The organism is Pantoea dispersa (genome assembly GCF_014155765.1).
Classification (GTDB): Bacteria; Pseudomonadota; Gammaproteobacteria; order Enterobacterales; family Enterobacteriaceae; genus Pantoea; species Pantoea dispersa.
On record NZ_SCKT01000002.1, the window covers coordinates 120581 to 140385 of the forward strand.

The 19805-nt window shown below is 54.5% G+C and carries 23 protein-coding genes and 1 pseudogene; 10 read left to right on the plus strand and 14 right to left on the minus strand.

Features of this window, described 5'->3' with window-relative positions; genetic code table 11:
• Positions 1-30: 30 nt before the first annotated feature.
• Complete coding sequence (locus H7K56_RS07195; RefSeq protein ID WP_150360294.1) at positions 31-894, plus strand: aldo/keto reductase family oxidoreductase; 864 nt, start codon at positions 31-33, stop codon at positions 892-894.
• A gap of 14 nt (positions 895-908) precedes the next feature.
• On the opposite strand, the gene pdxR is transcribed toward H7K56_RS07195, so the two are convergent.
• Positions 909-2402 carry a MocR-like pyridoxine biosynthesis transcription factor PdxR gene (gene pdxR, locus H7K56_RS07200; protein ID WP_182688982.1) on the minus strand — a complete coding sequence of 498 codons (1494 nt, stop codon included), beginning with the start codon at positions 2400-2402 and terminating at the stop codon, positions 909-911.
• Positions 2403-2511: 109 nt separating this feature from the next.
• Here pdxR and gabT point away from each other — a divergent pair, with 109 nt between their 5' ends.
• Entirely contained in the window at positions 2512-3765 is a 1254-nt protein-coding gene (gene gabT, locus H7K56_RS07205) for a 4-aminobutyrate--2-oxoglutarate transaminase (RefSeq protein WP_104187369.1), read from the plus strand.
• Positions 3766-3869: 104 nt separating this feature from the next.
• Positions 3870-5267 carry a GABA permease gene (gabP, locus tag H7K56_RS07210; RefSeq protein WP_058770212.1) on the plus strand — a complete coding sequence of 466 codons (1398 nt, stop codon included), beginning with the start codon at positions 3870-3872 and terminating at the stop codon, positions 5265-5267.
• Between the two features lie 31 nt (positions 5268-5298).
• On the opposite strand, the gene H7K56_RS07215 is transcribed toward gabP, so the two are convergent.
• Positions 5299-5619: a hypothetical protein gene (locus H7K56_RS07215; RefSeq protein WP_021312978.1), complete on the minus strand. Its 321-nt coding sequence runs from the start codon at positions 5617-5619 to the stop codon at positions 5299-5301.
• Positions 5620-5791: 172 nt separating this feature from the next.
• Here H7K56_RS07215 and H7K56_RS07220 point away from each other — a divergent pair, with 172 nt between their 5' ends.
• Positions 5792-7084 (plus strand): glycoside hydrolase family 10-like protein, encoded by a 1293-nt coding sequence (locus tag H7K56_RS07220; protein WP_150360295.1) that lies wholly within the window; start codon positions 5792-5794, stop codon positions 7082-7084.
• Between the two features lie 40 nt (positions 7085-7124).
• On the opposite strand, the gene H7K56_RS07225 is transcribed toward H7K56_RS07220, so the two are convergent.
• The 5 genes from H7K56_RS07225 to H7K56_RS23160 all read right to left on the minus strand — a co-directional run bounded on the left by H7K56_RS07225 (position 7125) and on the right by H7K56_RS23160 (position 13239).
• Positions 7125-8984, minus strand: coding sequence for a putative phage tail protein (locus H7K56_RS07225; RefSeq protein WP_150360296.1), 1860 nt, complete (start codon positions 8982-8984; stop codon positions 7125-7127).
• A gap of 341 nt (positions 8985-9325) precedes the next feature.
• Positions 9326-11308, minus strand: coding sequence for an autotransporter outer membrane beta-barrel domain-containing protein (locus H7K56_RS07230; RefSeq protein ID WP_375140410.1), 1983 nt, complete (start codon positions 11306-11308; stop codon positions 9326-9328).
• 752 nt (positions 11309-12060) lie between these two features.
• The gene (locus tag H7K56_RS07235) at positions 12061-12309 is read right to left on the minus strand and encodes a hypothetical protein (protein ID WP_104093306.1); all 249 of its coding nucleotides are present in this window, start codon (positions 12307-12309) and stop codon (positions 12061-12063) included.
• A 78-nt stretch (positions 12310-12387) separates the two neighbouring features.
• Complete coding sequence (locus tag H7K56_RS07240) at positions 12388-12648, minus strand: hypothetical protein (protein ID WP_150360297.1); 261 nt, start codon at positions 12646-12648, stop codon at positions 12388-12390.
• A gap of 81 nt (positions 12649-12729) precedes the next feature.
• Positions 12730-13239: an adhesin gene (locus H7K56_RS23160; protein ID WP_233210698.1), complete on the minus strand. Its 510-nt coding sequence runs from the start codon at positions 13237-13239 to the stop codon at positions 12730-12732.
• 428 nt (positions 13240-13667) lie between these two features.
• Between H7K56_RS23160 and H7K56_RS07250 the strand changes: the two genes are divergently transcribed.
• From H7K56_RS07250 to H7K56_RS07260, 3 genes are all read left to right on the plus strand, one after another.
• A complete protein-coding gene (locus H7K56_RS07250) occupies positions 13668-14057 on the plus strand; it encodes a helix-turn-helix domain-containing protein (protein WP_104093307.1) in 390 nt (129 codons plus the stop codon).
• 79 nt (positions 14058-14136) lie between these two features.
• Entirely contained in the window at positions 14137-14475 is a 339-nt protein-coding gene (locus tag H7K56_RS07255; protein WP_058776373.1) for a SymE family type I addiction module toxin, read from the plus strand.
• 57 nt (positions 14476-14532) lie between these two features.
• Entirely contained in the window at positions 14533-15075 is a 543-nt protein-coding gene (locus tag H7K56_RS07260) for an RNA 2'-phosphotransferase (protein WP_104093308.1), read from the plus strand.
• A 4-nt stretch (positions 15076-15079) separates the two neighbouring features.
• On the opposite strand, the gene H7K56_RS07265 is transcribed toward H7K56_RS07260, so the two are convergent.
• Genes H7K56_RS07265 through H7K56_RS07275 form a run of 3 tightly spaced genes read right to left on the minus strand, consistent with a single transcriptional unit; the run spans position 15080 to position 16665 of the window.
• Positions 15080-15475, minus strand: coding sequence for a hypothetical protein (locus tag H7K56_RS07265; RefSeq protein ID WP_104093309.1), 396 nt, complete (start codon positions 15473-15475; stop codon positions 15080-15082).
• Positions 15476-15478: 3 nt separating this feature from the next.
• Complete coding sequence (locus H7K56_RS07270) at positions 15479-15724, minus strand: hypothetical protein (RefSeq protein WP_146068793.1); 246 nt, start codon at positions 15722-15724, stop codon at positions 15479-15481.
• 59 nt (positions 15725-15783) lie between these two features.
• Complete coding sequence (locus H7K56_RS07275) at positions 15784-16665, minus strand: VENN motif pre-toxin domain-containing protein (protein WP_104093310.1); 882 nt, start codon at positions 16663-16665, stop codon at positions 15784-15786.
• A gap of 190 nt (positions 16666-16855) precedes the next feature.
• On the opposite strand from H7K56_RS07275, the gene H7K56_RS07280 reads away from it, so the two are divergent.
• Complete coding sequence (locus H7K56_RS07280; protein ID WP_058776377.1) at positions 16856-17095, plus strand: SymE family type I addiction module toxin; 240 nt, start codon at positions 16856-16858, stop codon at positions 17093-17095.
• Between the two features lie 39 nt (positions 17096-17134).
• Here the strand turns inward: H7K56_RS07280 and imm45 are convergent, their stop codons facing one another.
• Complete coding sequence (gene imm45, locus H7K56_RS07285) at positions 17135-17446, minus strand: Imm45 family immunity protein (protein ID WP_072208605.1); 312 nt, start codon at positions 17444-17446, stop codon at positions 17135-17137.
• A 253-nt stretch (positions 17447-17699) separates the two neighbouring features.
• On the opposite strand from imm45, the gene H7K56_RS07290 reads away from it, so the two are divergent.
• Both H7K56_RS07290 and H7K56_RS23485 read left to right on the plus strand, forming a co-directional pair.
• The gene (locus tag H7K56_RS07290; RefSeq protein WP_058776378.1) at positions 17700-17999 is read left to right on the plus strand and encodes a helix-turn-helix transcriptional regulator; all 300 of its coding nucleotides are present in this window, start codon (positions 17700-17702) and stop codon (positions 17997-17999) included.
• 185 nt (positions 18000-18184) lie between these two features.
• Positions 18185-18235, plus strand: a pseudogene (locus H7K56_RS23485) (hypothetical protein); the annotation flags it as partial.
• 257 nt (positions 18236-18492) lie between these two features.
• On the opposite strand, the gene H7K56_RS07300 reads toward H7K56_RS23485, so the two are convergent.
• The 3 genes from H7K56_RS07300 to H7K56_RS23310 all read right to left on the minus strand — a co-directional run bounded on the left by H7K56_RS07300 (position 18493) and on the right by H7K56_RS23310 (position 19792).
• Complete coding sequence (locus H7K56_RS07300; protein ID WP_058776379.1) at positions 18493-18765, minus strand: hypothetical protein; 273 nt, start codon at positions 18763-18765, stop codon at positions 18493-18495.
• A 200-nt stretch (positions 18766-18965) separates the two neighbouring features.
• Entirely contained in the window at positions 18966-19406 is a 441-nt protein-coding gene (locus tag H7K56_RS07305; RefSeq protein WP_255418422.1) for a VENN motif pre-toxin domain-containing protein, read from the minus strand.
• Positions 19358-19792, minus strand: coding sequence for a VENN motif pre-toxin domain-containing protein (locus tag H7K56_RS23310; protein ID WP_249042697.1), 435 nt, complete (start codon positions 19790-19792; stop codon positions 19358-19360). Before H7K56_RS23310 ends, H7K56_RS07305 begins: the two co-directional genes overlap by 49 nt.
• Positions 19793-19805: the final 13 nt, after the last annotated feature.

Genomic DNA, 19805 nt, shown 5'->3' on the forward strand with positions numbered 1-19805 from the left:
TTTAAACACTATCCGATGAAGGAGGTTTACATGTCACAGGCTACAACTACTTATACGCTGGGCGACCGTCAGGTTGCCCGTCTCGGCTACGGTGCCATGCAGCTGGCCGGTCCCGGCGTATTTGGCCCGCCAAAAGATGAAGCCCGCGCGCTACAGGTGCTGCGCGATGCCGTGGCTGCCGGTGTGAATCACATCGACACCAGTGATTTTTACGGGCCGCACATCACCAATCAGCTGATCAAAAAAGCGCTCTATCCTTACCCCAGCGATCTGCTGCTGGTGACCAAAGTGGGTGCCCGACGTGATGCCAAAGGCGGCTGGCTGCCCGCCAGCACGCCGGAGGAGCTGACGCAGGCGGTTGAAGATAACCTGCGTAATCTGGGGCTCGACGTGCTGGAGGTAGTCAATTTACGCTCGATGCTGAGCGTTCATGGGCCAGCAGAAGGATCGCTGGAGCCGCAAATCGAGGCGATGATTAAGTTGCAACAACGTGGCCTGATTCGGCACATTGGCCTGAGTAACGTGACCGCCAGTCAGGTGGTGCAGGCACAGCAGATGACGCCGATTGCCTGCGTACAGAATCTGTATAATCTCGCCAATCGTCAGGATGATGCGCTGATCGACCAGCTGGCCGCGCAGGGCATTCCCTACGTGCCGTTCTTTCCGCTCGGCGGTTTTTCGCCGCTGCAGTCGGAACAGCTCAGCGCGGTGGCCAGCACGCTCAACGCCAGTACGCTGCAGGTGGCGCTCGCCTGGCTGTTGCAGCGCTCAGATAATATTCTGCTGATTCCCGGCACCTCCTCGCCGCAGCATCTGCAGCAGAATCTGGCCAGCGCGGCGCTGACGCTGAGCCCGGAGGTGGTTGCGCAACTGGACAGCATTGGCCGGGCGTAAGGCATACGCCGGGGCTATCCCCGCCCGGCGATGCCCGCTTCCACCAGGCAGGCTTTGAGCACACCGAACGCATCCTGGCACTGGCGCTCATCCACGCAGGCGTAACCGAGCAGCAGACCGCGTCGCTCCTGCGGATGCATGTAGTATTGCGACAGCGGCCGCACCTTCACGCCGCGTCGCAGCGCCAGCGCGGCAATCGCCACATCATCGCAGCCCGGGGGCAGATTTAGCACCAGATGTAGCCCGGCTTCATGATTGACCACCGGCATAAAGGCTGTGCCCAGGTAGCGCTCAATCAGCGTCATCATAAAGCGCCGGCGCTGACTATAGAGTTTGCGCATGCGGCGGATGTGCGTCATGTAGTGGCCTTTCTGAATAAATTCCGCCAGCGCCCGCTGCACCAGCAGATGGCCGCCGCGATAGAGTTCGGCCGCCGCCACCCGCAGCGGCTGCGCCAGCGCTTTTGGTACCACCAGATAGCCGAGACGCAGCGCGGGATAGAGCGTTTTACTGAAGGTGCCCATATAGATCACCGGCGCATCCGGTTCAAAGCCCTGCAGCGAGGGGAACGGCTGGCCGGCGAAACGAAATTCGCTGTCATAGTCATCTTCCACCAGCCAGCTTTTGTGTTTGCGCGCCAGGTCGAGCAGCTGTCTGCGCCGCTCCAGACTGAGATGAACACCCAGCGGATACTGGTGAGACGGTGTCACAAAAATCATCTTCGGCGCTTTGCTGCGCGGTGCCAGCTCCGGGATAATGCCCTGTTCATCCACCGCTTTGGCCTGAATTTTTAGTCCGTTAATGCGTAACAGGTTGCGTGTGCCCCAGTAACCTGGCTCCTCGATCCACACCGGATCGCCCGCGTCGCACAGTACGCGCGTCACCAGATCCACCGCCTGATGAATGCCTTCAGTAATGATGATTTGATCGGCGTCGGCACGCACCGAGCGCGCCACGCTGAGATATTCAGCCAGCGCCTGGCGCAGCTGCGGACAGCCGCCGTTACTGCTGTAAATCAGCCGCTCGATGTCGGGTTCGCGATTCAGGCGCGACTGAATCTGGCTAAACAACTTATGCGGAAACTCACGCACATCCGGCGCGCCGGGCACAAACGCACCCCACTGATAAGGCGAGGCATTGGCGTGACCGAGCAGCGTGGCGCCACGTTTTGAAATCGCCGCCGGTTTACTCATCAGGGGTTCACTGAGCGGCAGCGCCGGCGCGCTGTTGAGGCACCCTTCCGGCAGGTTTTCTGCAATCCAGGTGCCGCTGCCGGTGCGCGCGCTGACATATCCCTGCGCGACCAGATTTTCATAGACGTTGAGCACCGTATTACGCGACACCGCCAGCTCGCGCGCTAAATCACGCGTCGCCGGCAGGCGTGAGCCGCGCGGGAAAATGCCCTCTACAATCGCCGCCTGCATGCAGTGCAGCAGGCGCTGCTGCAGCGTGCCTTCCGCGACAAACTGTAGTCGTTCCAATACATGATCGGCGTACAAACTCCGCAATTGGCTCCATCCTTCTCAGTGAAATTGGCTCTGGCAACCGCGCTCAGTGCAGGCATAAATAAGCGTGTTTGTCGTGATTTGTAAAGACGCTTATCGCTAAGGAAAGGTTATGGAAGGTAAAAACAGCCAGTTGCAACAACGCAAAGATGACGCGCTGCCGCGCGGCACCGGTAATCTTTGTCAGTGGTATGTCGATCAGGCCGAAAACGCCACGCTGCGTGATGTTGAGGGCAATAGCTGGATTGATTTCGCCGGCGGCATCGCGGTGCTCAACACCGGCCACCGTCATCCGCGCATCGTGCAGGCCATTGCCGATCAGTTAGCAAAATTCACCCATACCGCATTCCAGGTCACGCCGTATGAGAGCTATGTGGCGCTGGCGGAACGCATCAATCAGCGGGTGCCAATTGCCGGTAAAGCCAAAACCGCCTTTTTCACCACCGGCGCTGAAGCGGTAGAGAATGCGGTTAAAGTGGCGCGCGCCGCCACCCGTCGTCACGGCATCATCACCTTCGGTAACGCCTTTCACGGCCGTACTTTCATGACCATGGCGATGACCGGCAAAGTGGCCCCCTATAAGCGCGATTTTGGCCCGATGCCGGCCTCGGTGTTTCACGCCCGCTACCCTAACGCGGTCACCGGCATCAGCGTTGAGGACGCTATCGCCAGCCTGCACGATCTGTTCAGCCACGACATCGCGCCGCAGGATGTGGCCGCCATCGTACTGGAACCGGTGCAGGGCGAAGGCGGTTTCCACATCGCGCCGGCAGAGTTTCTTACGCAGCTGCGCGCGCTGGCCGATGAGCACGGCATTCTGCTGATTGCCGATGAGGTACAGAGCGGATTTGGCCGCACCGGCAAGCTGTTTGCCATGGAACATTACAGCGTGCAGCCCGATCTCATCACCATGGCGAAAAGCCTGGCGGGCGGCATGCCGCTGTCGGCGGTGAGCGGTCGTGCTGACATCATGGATGCGCCCGGTCCGGGCGGGCTGGGCGGTACTTACGCCGGCAATCCGCTGTCGATTGCCGCCGCGCATGCGGTGCTGGATGTCATCGACGAAGAACAGCTGTGTCAGCGCGCCAGCGAACTGGGCGCGACGCTGAGCGAACTGCTGCACCGCGCGCGCCGCGCTAACGCGTCGATTACCGACGTGCGTGCGCTGGGCTCAATGGTAGCCGTGGAGTTTGCCAGTGCGCAGCAGGCGCAGGCGCTGCAGCAACAGGCGATGGCGCGCGGTCTGCTGCTGCTGACCTGTGGCCCGCAGGGCAACGTGATCCGCTTCCTCTATCCGCTCACCATTCCGGATGCCCAGTTCCGCCAGGCGCTGGATATTCTCGACAGCCTGCTCAGCCAGCCTTAGCGTTCCACCCATTGTCCGATCGCTTGCCTGCCGCGCGCAGGCAAGTTTCACCTGCATAACAGGCGGGGCCTGCCCCGCCTGAGAGACGATCTGGAGAGATATTGATGACTGCTCAGAATGCCGATGTACTGGCACAAAGCCTGAAACCCCGCCACGTGCGCATGCTGTCGATTGCCGGAGTGATTGGCGCCGGGCTGTTCGTCGGTTCCGGCCATGCGATTGCCGAAGCCGGACCGGCGGTGCTGCTGGCCTATATCGCCGCTGGCGCGCTGGTGGTGCTGATTATGCGCATGCTGGCGGAGATGGCGGTCGCCTCACCTGACTCCGGCTCCTTCTCCACCTACGCCGACAAATCCCTTGGCCGCTGGGCTGGATTTACCATCGGCTGGCTTTACTGGTGGTTCTGGGTACTGGTGATCCCGCTGGAGGCCAACGCCGCCGGCACCATTCTGCACGGCTGGTTCCCGCAGGTGGCGGTGTGGGAATACACGCTGGCGATCACCAGTTTCCTGACCATCAGTAACCTGTTCAGCGTGAAAAACTACGGTGAGTTTGAGTTCTGGTTCGCGCTGCTGAAAGTGGTGGCTATCGTCGCCTTTCTTGGTGCCGGCAGCCTGGCGCTGTTTGGCCTGTTGCCCGGCAGCAGCACGCAGGGTATTTCACATCTGTACGACACCCACGGTTTCATGCCTAACGGTATCAGTGCCGTGCTCGCCGCCATTCTTACCACCATGTTCTCTTTCATGGGCACGGAAATCGTCACTATTGCCGCCGCCGAATCTAACGAACCGCGCAAGCAAATCACCCACGCCACCAACTCGGTGATCTGGCGTATTGCGCTGTTTTATCTGCTGTCGATCTTTCTGGTGGTGGCGCTGGTGCCGTGGAACACGCCGTCGCTGATGAAAGCCGGGTCTTACCAGACGGCGATGGAGATGATGAACGTGCCGTATGCCCGGCAGATTGTCGATGTGGTGGTGCTGATCGCGGTATGCAGCTGTCTTAATTCTGCGCTTTACACCGCGTCGCGCATGCTCTATTCCCTGTCGCGTCGTCAGGATGCGCCAGCGGCGGCCTCGCGCACCACGCGCAGCGGCACGCCATGGGTCGCAGTGCTGATGTCTACCGCCGCAGCATTTCTGGCGGTGATCGCCAACTATCTGGCGCCAAGCGCGGTGTTTGAGTTCCTGCTGGCCAGCTCCGGCGCCATTGCGCTGCTGGTTTATCTGGTCATTGCCGCTTCGCATCTGGTGCTGCGGAAAAAGCGCGAGGCGCGCGGCGAGCAGCTCAGCTATCGCATGTGGCTGTTCCCGGGTCTGACGTGGGCCACTATGGTGTTCATTGTCGGCGTACTGACGTCAATGCTGTTCAATGCGCAGCATCGTTCCGAAATTATCGCCACCGGCCTGTTAACGCTGCTGGTGCTGGTCGCCAGCCAGATTGTGCACCGCAAGCGCGCGGCGCGTAAAAACAGCGAGGAGATGGTAGCGCTGCGTTCGTAACGCTCGCCATGACGGGCACGGAAGCCCGCCGTTACTGCACATCAATACTGATTGACTCTTCCGCCACGTTAATCGTCACGGTGCAGTGCGTCCACACCGGCTGCCCTTCAGTCATCTCATGTTCGATAAAGTATTGCTGAAAGTCTTTCAGCGCGGCACTGAGATCGCCAATCGCGCGCGCGTCCGGCTCGAACCAGTCCGGTTCGCCGTTTTCATCAAGGTAGTTAAACTGAAACTGCCCGCCCTCCTCATCGGCAAACAGCTCCGCCTGCACCACCAGCACCTGCGCGCCGTCGGGGCCACAGCTAAAAATGATCTGGCCAATGCGGCGATAAAGGTCTTCGTATTGCATAGTGAGAACTCCTGTAAGATGCGGGACGCGCGACAGCGCCGCGGCGGCATTCATCTTAGCCAATGTCTTGACATTATGTCTGAGGATCAGAGAATGAACGCCTGCGAATAACGGACTACAAGAAACGGAGTTTATCATAGCCTGTTCAGCGCGTTACCTCTCTGTTACCCACATTAAACGCGTCGCCCGTCTGCTGTCTGCCGTGCTGTTGCTGGCCAGCTGTGCCTCGGAGCCGCCAAAATCGCTGGTCACCCCGTTTCCGTCGCCGACCAAACCTTCTGTTCCGGCCAAACCCGCAGCGCAGACTGAACCAGTGCGCGGCGTCTGGCTCACCACGGTGTCGCGCCTCGACTGGCCGCCGATATCCTCCGTCACAGCCAGCCCGGCACTGCGTATCCGCCAGCAGCAGCAGGCACTGACGGCCAAACTGGATAAGCTGCATAGCCTGGGGATTAACACGGTATTTTTCCAGGTGAAGCCCGATGGCACCGCGCTGTGGCGTTCGCGCATCCTGCCATGGTCCGATACCCTGACCGGCAACATCGGGCAGGATCCGGGTTACGATCCGCTGCAATTTATCCTCGACGAGGCGCACAAACGCGGTATGAAGGTGCATGCGTGGTTTAATCCTTATCGCGTGTCGACCAATACCAAACCTGCCACCGTGACGGCGTTAAACAACACGCTCCAGCTGCAGCCGGCCAGCGTGTTTGTGCTGCATCGCGACTGGATCCGCACCGCCAGCGACCGCTTCGTGCTCGATCCGGGCATTCCGGCGGCGCGCGACTGGATCACCAGCATCGTGGCGGAAGTGGTGTCAAACTACGCCATTGATGGCGTTCAGTTCGATGACTATTTCTACACCGAAACCGCGGCATCGCCGCTCAATGACAGCGCCACCTTCCGCCAGTACGGCGCGGGCTTTGCCAGCAAAGCCGACTGGCGGCGGCACAATACCCAGCTGCTGATCGAACAGGTTTCCCACACGATTAAGCAGCTCAAGCCGGGCGTTGAGTTCGGCGTCAGCCCGGCGGGCGTATGGCGTAATCTGTCGCACGATGCAGCCGGCTCCGATACGCGCGGTGCGGCGGCTTATGATGAAGCTTATGCAGACACGCGCCGCTGGGTGCAGCTTGGCCTACTGGATTACATCGCGCCGCAGTTGTACTGGCCGTTTGCCCGCCAGGCTGCGCGCTATGACGTCCTGGCGCGCTGGTGGGCCAATGTAGTACAGCCAACGCACACCCGGCTGTACATTGGCGTGGCGCTGTATAAGGTGGGTGAAGCTTCAAAAAGTGAGCCGGACTGGACGGTTCAGGGCGGCGTTCCCGAGCTGAAAAAACAGCTCGATCTGAATGAATCGCTGCCGCACATCGACGGCACCATTCTGTTTCGCGAAGATTATCTTAATCAGCCGCAGACGCAGCAGGCAGTCGATTATTTACGTCAGCGCTGGGGAAAATGAATTATTCAGGCCAGCAGAGGAATACTGCTGGTCTGAAGCGTTAGCGCGGATTATCCGGATCGAGTAATTCAATACTGCGCGGCACGCCGTTCACGCGGACTTTCAGAAAACGGCGGGTGATCCACTTCCCCGCGGCATCCTGCTCCTGCCGTTCAAAAAACGGCCCACGCAGCAGCAGTTCTTTATTATTGTTGTAGCCAAAGCCGGCATCTTTATTGCCCACCCAGTGCTGTTCAAAGGCGACGACCGGCTGGTTGTCCAGCACCGTGGCTTCTTCCGCACTGCAGGCGGTGAAACTTTTGCGGAAAATAAAACACTGACCGGACTGATAGCGATCGCGCCCGTTGGTTTCCACCAGCGCAATCGAGAAGCCGGTATAGGCCGCAATTTTAACGTACAGTTTGGTGTGCGCGCCTTTGCCCTCAATATGCACCTTAATTACGGGTGAGGAGCCTTCGCTGTACCAGCTGCCTATGGTGTTATCGTCGTTGCGCGCCTGCAGATAAATATGCGCCACGCCTTCCGGTGTCCGGTAGCTGTAATCGGTTTGCGTTTCCGACTGGGAAACATACTGCGCGCTGCCGACAATGCGCACGTGAATTTGTGAGGTGGCGTCGGAAAAATTAAATTCACCGACGTAAAACCATTTCGCGTCTTTGCCACGGTTATCCATGTGATGCTGCGAGGTGGTGAAGTCATAACTCAGCGATCCCTGAATGATCGCGCCGAGATCGGAAATCTCCATCACGCCACGATCGCCCTCCGCCAGCAGCGTCCATGGCTCAATACCCTCTTTGCTGAAATCAAAGCCCGCGCTGTCGCGGTGCACGCTTTTCTGGATAATCATCGCGCGGCAATAGCCCATTTTCATGGGATTTTGCGTCGATTCAATCACCAGCCCTTCAATGGTCCACTGACCATTGGTGAGATCGCCGGCGAATTCGGAGTGCTCGATCCAGCCATTACGAATAAACGATTGCGTACAGCGCGGCAGATCGAATACCGGCTGTCTGGTGCTGCGCTGCAAATTAAAGTTGGAGAGTTCAATCGCGGTCGAATGATCCCAGGCGCCTTTTTCCCGATCGGACCAGCGCGCATAGACAATACTGCCCTGACAGCCACGTGAATAAAACTGGTCGATTTTACAGTCCAGCGTATCAATCAGTTCCAGCGCCCGCCCGCCGAGGTAGCGAAACTCCATACTGCTGACGCGCAGAAACTGGCCACCGATAATACTGTTGGTAAAGAAGCCGACATTATTAAACGCCGTGCCGCCGTCTTCGCCGCTGTCAGAACTCATGCCTTTCACCACAAAACCGGAAATTTCCACATAGCGTGCGCGCACGCTGAAGAAATGAGTTTTGCGCGGTTTCGGTCCCCAGTTAAATTTCAGTGTGGTGGTGGGGAAATAACCGAAGTTGACCGGCGCGCCGGAAATTTTAAAGCGGTTAATCTCTCTGTCGCTGCCCAGCACTTCCGCTAAATCAAAGCCGGACAGGCTGAACTCACCGGCAGTAAAGCGAATGCCCGCGGAGGGTAATACACGCTGCGACCATTTAAACATGCGGATCACCGCATCAATACAATCGGTGGTGCCATCAGCTATCGCGCCAAAATCCACCACCGTGACCGCGCTGTAATCGAGGACCACTCTTTTCCAGCGCTTTTTACCGGACGTCACGAAATTCAGCCCGCCGTCATCGGGCGTGCTGTTGTCGGTGGCATCGTAGACAAACACGCCGCCGCCCATTCGACTGCCACGGCTGTATTCCAGCACCGACGCAATTTCGCCAATCGAAACAGGTTCCTGTTTACGTAAATCGTCAATGGTATGTAATTGAATCACCGTCCCGGTAGCGGAAGGTGTGGTAGTGCTGGTGGTGCCAGATGTATTCGCCATGGTGTTCCCCATAAATTATTAACGTAATACGACAGAGCACCAGCAGTATAAGTGATTGAAAATTAATATATTGACCTGTGCCAGTTTATACGGGAGCTTTTCAGCGGCGTGATGTGGCGAGAGAGAATAACGATATGATTCCGGAAGGAAAGCGAAGCGACAAAAATACGTTTTACAGATTTATCGCAGAATAATTGTGGTAATCGCCGGTACGAACGTTCTGATTAATTTGACTTACGAAGAAGAATGGCTTGAATTATCAAAATATTTCCCGCGATCATCAGTTTAATTTTTTACGCGAGATAACGCGCCGATGAAAATTTTCGACTGGCGCGTTGCCGTCAAAATGTCGCGTTCAGGCCAATATTCCAGCTCAGCTGGTGATAGGCGCTGTTGCCGCCGATCGCTGAAACCCCGGCAAAGGCGTTGACCGTTTCACCCAGCGGCACGCTGGCCCCCAGCGACATATCCAGCCAGTTTTTATCACCGGCGCTGACGCTGCGTACAAACCCGGTCTGCGTTGACTTCAGCCCGGCGCGCACCGCGTTCTGCGTATCGCCAAACTGGTGGTTATAACTGAGCTGCGCCCACGGATTCACCGGCCACAGTTTGCTGTCGATACGCCAGCCAAGCGCGCCGATTTGCGAATGCAGGGTTTGATCGGAAAAGCGCATGGCGGTGCTGCTGTCGCCGTTTTCGCTGTAGCCCCCTGCCCGCACATAATCCAGTGCGTAGCTGGCGACCGGGCCGGTGGAAAGGTGTTCGCCTATCGGCAGATCCCAGCCGGTTTGCACCCGTAGCCCGAGCATTTTTCCGCTGCTACTGCCCTGTTCGGTGCGCGTTGCCGGGCCGATATTGATGCGACGTTCGATGCTGTCAAAATCGAGATCGGCATAGTGCACATCCGCATTGATCCAGCCCTGCTCCAGCAGCGTCAGCTGGCTATACAGCGCCAGCAAATTGCCGCGCAGCTTGTAATCATAGTGCGCCGAAGGATGCTGGTGCTGCGCGGTGCTCGACAACAGCAGACCTGCCTGCCAGTTATCCGTGAACTGATAGCCCAATCCCAGCGTCAGGCTGCCGGTATCAGCGTCGCCGTTAAGCAAGCTGTCGCCGCGATAATCAATATGCTGACCGGCATAGCCGCCGAACACGCTGACCTGACCGGCGCTGGCCGGTTGCTGACGCTGCTGCTGTAAATGGCCGTCGAGGGTGTTCTGCATATCCCGCGACAGCATTAGCGGTGCCAGTGCCAGTGCCGCCACCTGCGCGGGTGCGTCAAGGATCGATTGAATATAGTCGGCGATCATGGCATGTACCGCCGGGCTGGGATGCAGCCGGTCGGCAAACAGATAGGCCTGCGCGTTGCTGAAACCGGGCGTTGACGAGGTGCATTCGGCGGCGGAGGTGCCGACCGGACAGGTCATCCCCAGCGTATTGCTCAGGCCATAGCGTTGCGGATCGGCAATTACCTCGTTGAACAGGCCGGCGATGTCGGCACGCACAATGTTGCCATTCAGCGCCACCAGCCCGGCCTCTTCCTGCTGGTTATAGCCATCGGAGAGGGCCGTCGCCTGCTCGCTGAGCAACTGCCAGGCCGAAAACAGCTGCTGCGCCAGCGCGGCACGCAGCGCCGGGATGGTCGATACCTGTGCGGCGGCCTGATCGAATGCGTCGCGCACCGCCTGCTGGCGCGCAGCCACGTCGGGCGTGGCATGGCTGTCCAGCGAGGCAAACGCCGCGACCATCGCCGACTGCGCCGCCGGGCCCAGCACACTCAGCACCGCCTGCATCATGAAAGGCGTGGAGCCAAGCTGCGGCACGTTTGGCACGATTACCGCCCCCGCGCCGGCATCCAACAGCGTTTTGATTTGCGACACCGCCGCGCTGGCGCTGTTGCTGATAGTCTCGCGCGCGGTGAGCGAATTGGTCACCGCCGCCGCGATATCGTTAGCGCCCACCCAGTGAATGTACAGTCCGTTGCTATCCGCGCGGCCGCCGGTGGATTGCAGATAAGTAGCCAGCTGGTCTTGCGTATTGAGGCTGGCATCCAGCGCCGGCACGGTAACGCCGCCGCCCTGTGCATAGTTGCTGCCACCGCGCGACGACGGCTGCAGCGTTTGCCCGAACTGTGCAGCAAGGATCTCGTCATACAGTGGATGTTGCGCGCCATCATAAGTAAAACGCCCGACATTACCGCCGTCGCTCAGGCTATCGCCGAAAACCGTCAGGTTATCCCACGCCAGAGCGTTAAACGGCACACACAGGCAACTCACTGTGGCAAACGCGACCGCCGATCGCGCCAGGTTGCGACTCTTCATCATTCACTCCGAATCAGGCCAGAGGTCATGTCTGACCGCTAAAGGTGCCGGCGCCGCAGGATGCCGTCGCGCAGGCTGAAAACCGCTTAAACAGCGGAAAGGACAGTGATAACAAGGATGCTTAAGGTGTAGTCAGGCAGGCGCGCCTTTACCAGGCAGAGAGCAGAAATTTGCGGGGTGGATCGGCACGTCAGGGATTTCGGGCTGGTAACCGCAGCGTGAGGAACGGTGCTTTGAGTGACGAAGCGGCGGCGTTAACTGAAGCCGAAATAATTTCGATTGCTGCAGCCTGGTAATCCAGTGCCGACAGGGCTGCTGGAAAGGTTTCAATAGCACCCGAACCAGGAACAGAATTTATCCCGAACAACTGGATTGGTGTAGCTCCTGAGTAAGCTGTTTATACATCTTAGCTGAGCACGCATCTGTAAATATCCGCGATCGCCTGGAGCACAAACCTTCATCCATCATTACTCTATAAGGCCACTAGTTGATCGGATTGAGATTTCGACCGGACAGAAGATCGAGGTGATGACTACGCCAGGGCGGATGATTTGCGGTGATATTTTTGACGCTCACAAACAGTGTTGCCCGCGTATTTGTATGGCATTTTTTCGGGTGTCGGGGCTGCGCCCTGACAGGATCGCTTTTGGCGTGCCGATTATGGCGGTGCTCTAAAAACACATCTTGCCTGCTGTTGGAGGGATTCAAGGCAAAAAAAATCCCGCCAACTATGGGCGGGAATGATTACCATACAATTATATCAAGCCAAGTGATTCAGGAAGTTGTTTAATATAGACTGCACGATCTCCTTGATATACTTTTGATACCAGATAAAAAGTATTTGCTACTTTCTTTTTATCATCAAGGCTTATAAGTTGTAGTTCAGCCGCAATACTTTCCATCATTCCCACGGCAATATCAGGATCCAAAGACTCTTCATCAGAGAACTCCAGAAAAATAGCCATGTCAGCTATTATCTTTACCAGTCGAGCATAGCTATTCATGGGTAATTTTCACCTCTATGTTTTTTAAACCTAATTCATCAAACTGAAAAATCCCGGCTCGGTGGCCGTGATTCTTATTCAGGGTCTGGGGTCGGAAGGCGGTGATTTTCGGGTTTTATGTTCATCTATCCTGGCAAAGATCCATGAGCCAAAACCAGCGGCTACTCCAGCTATTCCACTGATGACTATAGTTTTATATATTGCATCTAAACCAATTTTAAAATTACCTATATATAAATAATTAACGATTAGCCGTAAAACAATTCCTAAGCAGAAAAAACAGACAACCCCATATAACATGCTTAAAATAAGAAGATAAAATGTAGCTTTTTTATTCATTTATTATTCCCCCACCCTAATAATTGCATCTTTAGTTGCGTTCCCCAAAATTTCTGATGTATTAGCACCACCTACTTCCGCTCAAAAACCAGACGAAGTCCCTAAAGCAGGTTTAAGTAAACTGGGCGCATATTCACCAAAGTATCCTCCGGCCACCGCACCTGCAACGGCTCCACCAACAGCCCCAGCATCTGGCCCGTCCGTAAACACAGCACTACCGGCCGCAATTCCCGTATTCGCCCAAATTCCCCGTCCCGGAGCCATAGCACCAGTAGCAGCGGCTGTCGCAGTACTCCAGTAATCATAAGTCTTACCTTCATTGCCTGGACTGCTCATATAAAGCAACTGATAACTACCATTCGCGATACCGGCAATAACAGCGCTCACTGCCACCTTACCTAAAGTTGCAGCAGATCCGAGATAAGCCGCCCCGGCAGCCAGGACGCCATCTTTATAAGCTTCAACGATTACTTTCGGGATATTGGCACCTTCCGGTAAATCACCTTTTGCCAGTTTATCCAGCCCAGCCTGATTCTGTTCCTGAGAGATATTATTATCCTGTACGTACTGCCCCCATGATCTCACCGCCATCCCGTAGTCTGTGATCCCTTCGGTAACTGGAATCCATCACTCAGCGCATTATTTTCCACAACAACGTTATCCGACGCGAAGCCTGACGGCGAACAACCTTTTTTCCTGTGCAGACAGTCGGTTACAGCTGTTTTTCCTGCTGCACTTTCGGGGCAGCAACTTTTTGCCCCGACGCACTTTTTTCGCCTGAACACGCTACCGCCCCGGTGAGCATCACCGCGCAGGTCACGCCCCTGCTTACGCAGCCTATGCCCCTGTGATCCAGCCAGCGTCGCTAACGACACGTTGCGCTTTAACTCGTCCAGTTCTCTCTGCGGGAGGCGGGGCATGTCACAACTCCTGTCAAAAACACGTCAAGGTCTTTATTAACCTATTCCATACAGGACATTATGATGCATTCAAGATGATTTTTTCAGGAAGGGATTAGTATGTGGCATAAACAACTTAACTGGCTTCGTTTATCCATGACTGACTTTGGTAAAAATCTCTCCAACATTCGTAAGCAACGCCAGCTTACACAGCTTGAACTTGGCAGCCTGCTGGAAGTTCAGCCCCGCATGGTTGGCCGCTGGGAACAGGGGAAGGTCAAACCACAGTTTGACTACGTGATTAAACTGGCTCAGGTTCTTGAGGTCTCTATAGACCGCCTTGTATTTGGTGAACAGGGACAGAAACAGCCTGCTTTTGACATTAAAAACAAGCGGTTAAAAGAGCTTTGTAAACAGGCTGATTCACTGAAGCCGAACGACCAGGAAGTTATCTGCCGCGTTATGGATATGGCGATTAAGCAGGACAGATTAAAACAGATTATCAGCTAACCGCTGATGAGTAGCGCGGCACCGAAGTGTTACAGCACCCCGGCACCGCTGACCACAACTAACTGATTGGGAGTTAATTATGGCTGAACATGATACTAAGCCAGAAGTTGTTACAACTGAAGCGACGAAGCTAAAAAACCGTCGCTATACCGTGGGGTATATCCGCGACTGGAAGACCCGTAACAAGGCAACGGCTATCACCCTGAAGGGCGGCTGGCTGAACGATGCGGGATTTGAGACCGGGGCGGCGCTGAAGGTGCGGGTGATGCCCGGCTGTCTGGTACTCACCACCCAGGAGCCAGAGCCGGCACTGATGCAGGCCCTGAAGAAGGTCTGTAAGCTCTCCGCCCGTAAGCAGTGCCAGGTCACGGATTTGATTGAGGTCATCAGTAAGCCGCAAAGACAGGGCGGTTACTGACTGGCAAATAAGTAAAATCCCAGCCGAAAGGGCTGGGACTTCTTTGAGATTGTTAATATGAGTAAAAAATACACTGATATAAGTAAATTTTTAAGCTATATATTGCGTCACCAGCCAGAGGCAGTTGGCCTGTCCCTGGATAAAGATGGATGGGCAGTTATAACTGATTTGATCCTGTGTGCAAAACAGGAAGGTTATATACTTGATCCTGATATTATTCAGGCGGTCATTACCAGTAGTGATAAAAAACGATTTATTCTTTCAGACGATGGATTACATATTCGGGCGGCCCAAGGGCATTCAACGCAACAAGTCGATATAGCCTATCAAGAGAAGACACCCCCTGATATTTTATATCATGGAACAGCCACCCGGTTTATATCTGAAATTCGGGAGCAAGGTCTGCTACCTATGTCACGTCAGTATGTACACCTTTCCACCGATGAAGTTACGGCAATACAAGTAGGGCAACGTCATGGAAAACCGCTAGTGCTAAAAATAAAAGCCCTGACTATGTATGAGCAGGGCTTTAAATTTTTTCAGGCTGAGAATGGTGTTTGGTTAACCAGTTCTGTTCCTTATCAGTTTATCCAGGAATAGCCTGCTATTCTTCGTCTTCTGCCCGCTCAGCTTTATAACGGGCAGACTCAAGACGTGTCATTTTTAGCCATTCATCAAAATCATCTGTGTATCCTCTGCCCTCCCAGCCTGCGGAAGCAAAGGCATGAACATAGTATACCTTCGGATTTCCAGATACGTCCCCGCCATCAAAACACGCTATATCGTCGGAATAATTTACTTTAGCAAACGGCACCAGTTTCCTATCAGGATATTTTTCCTTTATTTCTCGCATCCAAAAGGAAGATGACTCCTGAAATTCGCAAATAAATGACCAGGGTTCTAGATCAGGAATGACATCCATATTCATTATTTCAGTGTAAGCAATAGGATACTTAAAACCTTCCGAAAGCTCACTCTGTGTATATAAATAAACACCCATCTGTTATTTTCCTCGTCCTGTAATTCTGGGAGGCTCATTTGAACCATAAGGATTACTATTACTAAATCCGCCGGATTGTTTATTTATTCTTCCTGTTATCGCCTCTCCCCAAGTCTGAGGCACAAAACCACGTTTCCTGTCTGAAAAGCGCTCGATTTCGGAAGGCGTTAATTTTTCATCATAACTTCTAACATTCGCTTCAACCTTTATACCTGCTTCTCTGGCAGCACTGATTCTTGTATTATCCATACTGGTCATTTTCCATCAGGCATTTTAATAACATCTACTGGCTCACCTTTCCAGCCATCTTATTTCATGCCTGAAACAAGATCCTCATAAGTGTATTTCACACCTGTACCTCGATCTGTTTTATTATTAGAAACGGTATTTTGAGAAAAACAGATTTCGTTAGCATCAAATGAGGAAGCGTTCCCTGCCGGTTTAATCGCCGCCGGCTCTTTAATGCCTTTCATCCCATACACCGCCCCACCAATCGCCGCCGTCGTATGCACCACCGCCATGCCGTCATACAGATTAGCAGCAGTTTCCTTACTCACACTCCAGTTTTCAGCGATACGGTTAACGTTAGCATCACGTTCGGCTTTGACATCAGCGGTAGCGTACTGCCACAGCAGGGCGTCAACCTGGCCTTTACCTTCCTTATAAACGCTGCCCATCGTGCCGACGTACTGGCCGTCGAGCTTTTCATCATAGCTGCGGCCCATCGCCGCCAGCTCCTGACGCATCCCCTGACACTGAGCCGATGAGAGATTCTTACAGGCCGCGTCCAGATTCGCATCAAACGCTTCACTCTTCGCGTTCAGGTCACTGATGAGTTTCTCTGTCTGCTGTTTCTTTTCACCGGTCAGATACGGCAGTGACCATTTCGCCTCCTGCCGTTTTTTATCGTCCTCAGCGTGCAGCGCATTATTCTCAACCGCATTCTTCCCTGCCTGAGCGCCGGCCAGCGCACTGGCGCTGCCGCCGCCGGTCACGCCGCCTGCCAGACCTGCAGCCAGGGTACTCAGTGCACTGATGATCTGCTTATCCGACTCCTGCAGGTCACTGACCTGTTTACCCGGATACAACGAATGCATGATCAACTGACCCATCAGCTCTCCGCTGACCGCACCCGTCGCGCCTGCTACTGCGCTGTTTCCTGCTGCTCGCGATCTTATCACACGAACCATTGCACTGGTGCCACGGCTGGAAAGGCAGATCGATGCGATCCGGCAACTGCCAATGACGAAGCAGTAATTTGTGGCTGAGTGCTGGACGATGTGATTGGTTAAACAGAGTAGATATCCGGCGCGGAGCGGAGCTTAGGTGCGCCAACACCCCAGCCCGCTAACCACTACCAACTATATGAGGTAGTTAATCATGGCAGAGCACGAGACTAAGCCAGAAGTTAGCATTTCCAAAGCGTTACGGCAGCTTAAGGTCGGATATACCAGTATCCGCCATGAGTGCCGCCGTACCGGCAGAACCATCCGTTACAGCCGCTGCCCCAGCCTTAACCTGAAGCTTGACTGGCTCGAAGAGGTGGGGTTTATGACCGGTGAGCCGGTGACGGTCGCCGTGGAGCACGGGCAGCTGATAATACGGGCGCTGGCTGAGTGACAGGCCCAAAAATCCCGCCTGTTAAGGCGGGATTTTTGTTTATTTAATTGGAGTTGCTACATATTCACCAAGGATATAAACATCTTCAATATTACATTCTGGATATATCCATTTAGTCCAATTGGTAATAACCCATTCTGTACTTAATGCTCTACCTTCGATTGATGCGCTTTCTATTGGTAAAGATATTAAAATCAATCCAGCTTTGTGACCAGAAGATACAACTAAGCCGTGAGTTTCAAATAAATCTATGACCATAAAATCAACCCATTCTTCATATGGCCAAACAGCAGGCAGCCTAAAGACCGTTCCCCTCTTGATTGATTTGTTTTTATAATCAATAAGTTTCATCATTTCACCTTCAAGTCATGGCCGCCTGACTTATCGATGCTATTAGGGATTGTTTGTACCTGCAACCCTGCCATTACCGTTTTTATTAACCACCTTTCATTGCCCAACCGGGGTTTACCAATAACCCGTGAACGCTGCACAACTTGCTTGTGCGGCGGGCGCGGGTTGGACGGAGCGCGAACCGGCAGGGGTCGCATCCAGAGGGTTAAGCAGGGAGGCCCCCGGCGGGGGCAGCACGGGGCGGAGATGGCGAATGACTCAGGCCCGGCTGGCCGAGTTACTGGAGGTTGACCGCCGGGTTTACAACCGCTGGGAACGGGGGGCATCGGTTCCCCAGCTTGACGCCGTGGTCAGGATTGCGCAGGTATTACAGACCAGCTTTGATTCGCTGGTTGGACTGGAACCCATAACGCCGCCGCAGATACATAACCCGCGTTTACAGGCGCTGGTGACGCAGATGGATTCGTTATCGGATGAAGATCAGCAGGCGCTGATCGTTCTGATGGACAGCCTGCTTAAGCATTTGAAGATGACGCAGTTACTGACGTCGTAGAAGGGATTTACTACAGAATAGACGATTTTTATCAGCGCAGGGCTGTCGGGCTGGCACCCAATAACTCTGCTCACCACAACAACTAGTTAGGAGTAGTTATTATAGCTAAACGCGATTGTAAGTCAGAACCCCGCGCAACTGAAGCGCCGCAACCGACCACCCGCTGCGGGTATTACAGCCGGACCGTGCATAACGCAATATTTTTACGCGGCGAGTGGATACCGCTGGCGGGATTTACCGACGGGATGCCGGTTAAAATCCGGGTGATGCCCGACTGCAGTCATCACCACCCAGAACAGTCGCGAGCTGTGGGGCTGCGCCAAGAGGCTGAGCGTGACGTATGTCAACAGGCCAAAGATGCTCCAGTGGCTGGAAGGGTTTCCGGGGGCGCTGAACGACACCGGCGATCTGCCGGTAATCAAGCGCGGGGACGGCATTGCGGGTAAGTCTGACGGCTGATAAATAGATCCCGGCGCAAGAGCGGGATCTAAATTCAGGTTTTGGGATCTGATGGCGGGGATTTACGGGCTTTACGGTCGTCCAGTTTAGCAAAGAGCCACGTCCTGGAACCAGCAGCAAGACCAACAATTCCACTAATTACCAGTAAGTCAGTGACGTCTTTTTTAATAAAGACAATTTTCCCTTCATACCCTATCTTTATCAAACATTTAGCAGTGAACATAAAGATAAAAAACGCAATAAAATAATAAATAACACTTATTAAAAACATCTTTAAAGACGGCTTCCGCATTTTATTTACTATCATTTTTTCTTCCCGACATCTTTCACTTCATTGCTAATAAACTCACCACCGACAGAGCCAAAAATATCATTGATTTCACCAGAGAACGGACCATATTTCCCAAATGTACCACCAAATAATGCTCCCGCACCTGCACCTGTAAGAGCGGCTACATCAGGTCCATCGGTAAATACAGCACCTCCTATAGCTATTTCGGTATTAGCTCATATACCACGTCCCGGAGCTAACATTCCTGTCGTAAATGATGTAGCACTTCCTAAATAATCCCATGATTTATTCTCATTACCGGGCTTATTCAAATCGTTGTTTTGATAGCCGCCGTTCGCACTCCACGCTAACACCCCACCACCAATAACTTTACCGACTGATGCCGCAGGTCCCAGATACCACGCGCCCGCTACCAGCACACCATCCTGGTAACCTTCAACAATAGCTTTAGTAATATTGGCACCTTCCGGTAAATCCCCCTTCGCCATCTTCTCCAGCCCCGCCTGGTTTTGCTCCGGCGTCAGATTATTGTCCACCGCATACTGATTCCAGGACGCCATCGCCTGGCCATAATCCATCATGCCTTTCGGCAGATTTTCCCAGCCGCTCAGCGAGTTATTCTCAACCGCATTCTTCCCTGCCTGAGCGCCGGCCAGCCCACTGGCGCTGCCGCGCCGGTCACGCCGCCTGCCAGACCTGCAGCCAGGGTACTCAGTGCACTGATGATCTGCTTATCCGACTCCTGCAGGTCGCTGACCTGTTTACCCGGATACATCGAATGAATGATCAACTGACCCATCAGCTCTCCGCTGACCGCACCGGTCGCGCCTGCTGCCGCGCTGTTTCTGCCGCCCGCGATCTTATCATACAAACCATTGCACTGGTGCCTCGGCTGGAAAGGCAGATCGATGCAATCCGACAGATACCAATGACGAAGCAGAAGTTTATTTCTGAGATGCTGGATAACGTGATGGGTAAACGGATTAGCTAACAGGCGCGGAACTGAGGTGCTCGAATATCCCAGCCCGCTGACCGCAAGCAATTAACGAGGAGCT